This window comes from Flavobacterium sp. AED, assembly GCF_000812945.1.
Classification (GTDB): domain Bacteria; phylum Bacteroidota; class Bacteroidia; order Flavobacteriales; family Flavobacteriaceae; genus Flavobacterium.
Window position 1 is genome coordinate 1 of record NZ_JSYM01000009.1, and the last position, 3,825, is coordinate 3,825.

The 3,825-nt window shown below is 31.7% G+C and carries 1 protein-coding gene and 1 pseudogene; both read left to right on the plus strand.

Annotated features, from left to right (window positions below; genetic code table 11):
• Nucleotides 1-336 (plus strand): OmpA family protein (locus OA85_RS16865; protein WP_039111024.1); only part of this gene is annotated, 336 nt, incomplete at its 5' end.
• A gap of 1,186 nt (nt 337-1,522) precedes the next feature.
• Nucleotides 1,523-3,825, plus strand: a pseudogene (locus tag OA85_RS16875) (hypothetical protein); the annotation flags it as partial.

A 3,825-nucleotide genomic window follows, 5' to 3' on the forward strand; every position in this document is an offset into this window, starting at 1 on the left:
ATTTACTTTGATTTAGATAAATCTAATATTAGAACTGAAGCCGCTTTGGATTTAGAAAAAATATTAGATGTTTTAAATCAAAATCCAACTATGAAACTTGATATAAGATCCCATACAGATAGCAGACAAACATTCAAATATAATGAAGCTTTATCTGACAGAAGAGCTAAATCTACCATAAACTGGTTAATCAAAAATGGTGTTGATTCAAGCAGATTAACCGGAAAAGGATATGGTGAAACACAACTCGTAAATAAATGTGCAGATGGTGTAAAATGTACCGAGGAAGAACATCAAATGAACAGACGAAGTGAATTTATTATTACGGCCTTGTAAAAAATTAACTAAAAGAAAAATAGAGCTATATTATTGAGCTAAAATTAGTATAACCATAACCCTAAAAGTAAATACTTTTGGGGTTTTTAATTTTAAATATTAATAGCATATTTAAACTATCATTTTTTAAAATTCTTAGTTAAAAAACATATCAATAAATACTTTTTTATTAATTAATTATAATTCTATGATAAATATAATTGCTAAAAATTTAAAATTATTTATTGACACTCTATTAAACTACAAAACAAACGTTAAAATTTCTGAACAATAAAATTGTTTTTTTTATTAAGAATATACATTTAAACGAGTATTTAGGTTATTGGTAGAAAAAAAAAATCAATATTACTAAATATTTATAACTTTGATATAATATAAGGATTATAATTATTTGAGAACCTAAATCAAATAATTATTTACGAGGAGAAGTTTATTTTAACCCCAAAAAAAGAGAACTTTCATCCCTGAAAAATTTAGAAATAATCTAAATTTTTAGACTGTTAATTTTTGAAATAATTTATTAATTCAAAAAGTATTGGACAATATTTCACAAATTGAACTTATTTAAATAAATTTAAAAATATACCTTTTTAAATAATTTAAATACTTAAAAAATTCAAACAAATATAAATTGAATTAAAAATTCAATTGTTTGATAAATCACAATCATTTTATTTTTAATTAAACAGTTGAAATAATATGAAAAAAAACTTCAGCTACAGTAAAATTTAGGCCTTTTAATATGCTTATATTTTAATTTCTAATTAGAAAAGATCCACAGTAATTATATACTATTTAGATAAACTTAAATATTTCTATATAATATAATTAAACTTAAAATAATACCACAAAATCAATTTTAAAAATGATAAATTAAAATTTGATTGTATGAATGCAAAAATTACTTTCTATCTATTAGATTTCTTCAAGTTTATGAGTAATCTAAGTTTTCGATTTGATGGTCTGGTGTATTGGAATAACCTTAGTCAAATTGAATCTTTAATCGATATTTATTTTAATCAAATAATTAACTTTTTAAGTGCATTTACAATAAATATTTCTTCTAATCTTATTATGAATGAATGTTCGTTGAGAAAGATTCATCCATCAATTCGCAAGCAACGTTCTAAAATGAATTTTGCTATTTACAAACATTTCATTTTCTAACGATTTAAAACAAATCAATATGAAATCAACTTTTACTAATTCGACAAGAATATTTTCTATTTTTTTATTAAGTTTTTTATGTTTTCCAACAGTAATACTTGCACAAATTGGTCCAGGTACAGCACCCGTTAATTCGCCAACCGGTGGATTCAATATTGACGGAACACTTATTGCAAATACAGCTGTAGGAGATTGGACGGACGGAACAGGTACAGGTGGATTTGTACTTGCAAATTCAGGAGTACCTTTAAATTCAGGAATTACTTATCATTTATATGATCCCTATAACAACTCAACTGACAATATATTTGGAGGAGGGGACAAAGTGAGTGATAATCCAAATAATATGACTTGGGTGTCAGGTACTGCAAATAATAAAACCGACATGAATAATGCATTAATTCATTTAACGACAGATAGTAATGGAAATGTATGGGTTATTTTTGCTGCCGATCGTTTAAGTAATAGCGGTAATGCTTATGTTGATTTTGAATTTCTTCAAACTGCTATGACAAAAACTAGTAGCGGTTTTGCAACTACAGCTCCTGCCTCAACTGGAGGACGAACTGCAGGAGATTTTTTATTGACAGTATACTTTGAAAGCGGTGTTGCTAAATTTGATATTCAACGATGGGAATTTAATGGAAGTATATGGGAATACAAAACCTATTTTGCATCACTTCTACCCAACTCAGTATACGCAGCTGGAAATTCAACTACTGTTCCAGTACCTTTTCAGGCATTTGGAGTTAATAACTATCTTCAAAATACATTTATTGAATCTGCAGTGAATTTAACAGAAGTATTAGGGGCTATTGACCCATGTGTAAGTCTTAAAATAAAAACAGTTTTTGTTAAATCTAAAACTTCTACATCCCCATCTGCAGCTATTAAGGACTTTTTTGATCCACTTCCTATCGATAACCTCACTCTTGGAAGTTCTGACGCGGGAGATGATGATACTGTTTGCGCAGGATCTTCATATATGCTTCAAGGATCAGCTGTTCCTAGTGATGGTTATACTGTTATATCTAAAACTTGGTCTGTAGTAAGTGGATCCGCAACTATCGCTGATCCAACTGATTTACATTCAAACGTAAGTATAACCGGAAGTTCTGCGACATTTCGACTTACTGTAGTAACGGGGCCAATAGTGGGCTCAGGATCACAATGTACAGTATCTGACGATGTGGTTATAACAGTAAATCAGCCATTAACATGTTCTATCACTGGTTCAAATGGTCCGTTATGTCCTTCCTCCTCTTCTAATATTTATTCAGCCCCAACCAGCGCAACTTACTCCTGGAGTATTTCTGGAAATGGTTCAATAGCAGGAGATTCCAATTCTCAAACTGTATCGGTAACTGCAGGTCCTGGTTGCAATACAACATTTATTTTATCCTCAACAATTACAGATTCACATGGCTGTATTTCAACTTGTACAAAAACAGTTTCTGTTGTAGATGATACTTTACCGATAATCAGTACTTCAGCGGGTACGCTGGATCACACACTTCAATGTAATAATACTGCAGGAATAGCTTCCGCATTAGCCGAATCTCCTTCAGCCACGGATAATTGCACAGTAAATCCAACTAAAAATTTAGTAAGTGATGTAACCACTGCTGATGCGAATTGTGCCAATGCCTATGTAAGAGTACGTACTTGGAACTTCAGTGATGGTTGTGGAAATACCAGTGCCAACTTTGTGCAAACAATTACCGTTATTGACAATACAGTTCCGGTAATTAGCACTACTCTAGGTTCTCTTAACCATACTTTACAATGCAATAATACTGCAGGAATTGCTTCTGCACTGGCCGAATCACCTTCAGCTACGGATAATTGCACGGTAAATCCAACCAAGAATTTAGTAAGTGATGTAACCACTGCTGATGCGAATTGTGCCAATGCCTATGTAAGAGTGCGTACTTGGAACTTCAGCGATGGTTGCGGAAATACCAGCGCCAACTTTGTACAAACCATTACAATTATTGACAATACAGTTCCGGTAATCAGCACTTTCGCAGGTTCACTCAATCACACTTTACAATGTAATAATACTGCAGGAATTGCTTCAGCACTGGCCGAATCACCTTCAGCTACGGATAATTGCACGGTAAATCCAACTAAAAATTTAGTTAGTGATGTAACCAATGCTGATGCGAATTGTACCAATGCCTATGTGAGAGTGCGTACTTGGAACTTCAGTGATGGTTGCGGAAATACCAGTACCAACTTTGTGCAAACTATCACCGTTATTGACAATACAGTTCCGGTAATCAGCACTTCCGCAGGTTCACTCAATCACACTTTACAATG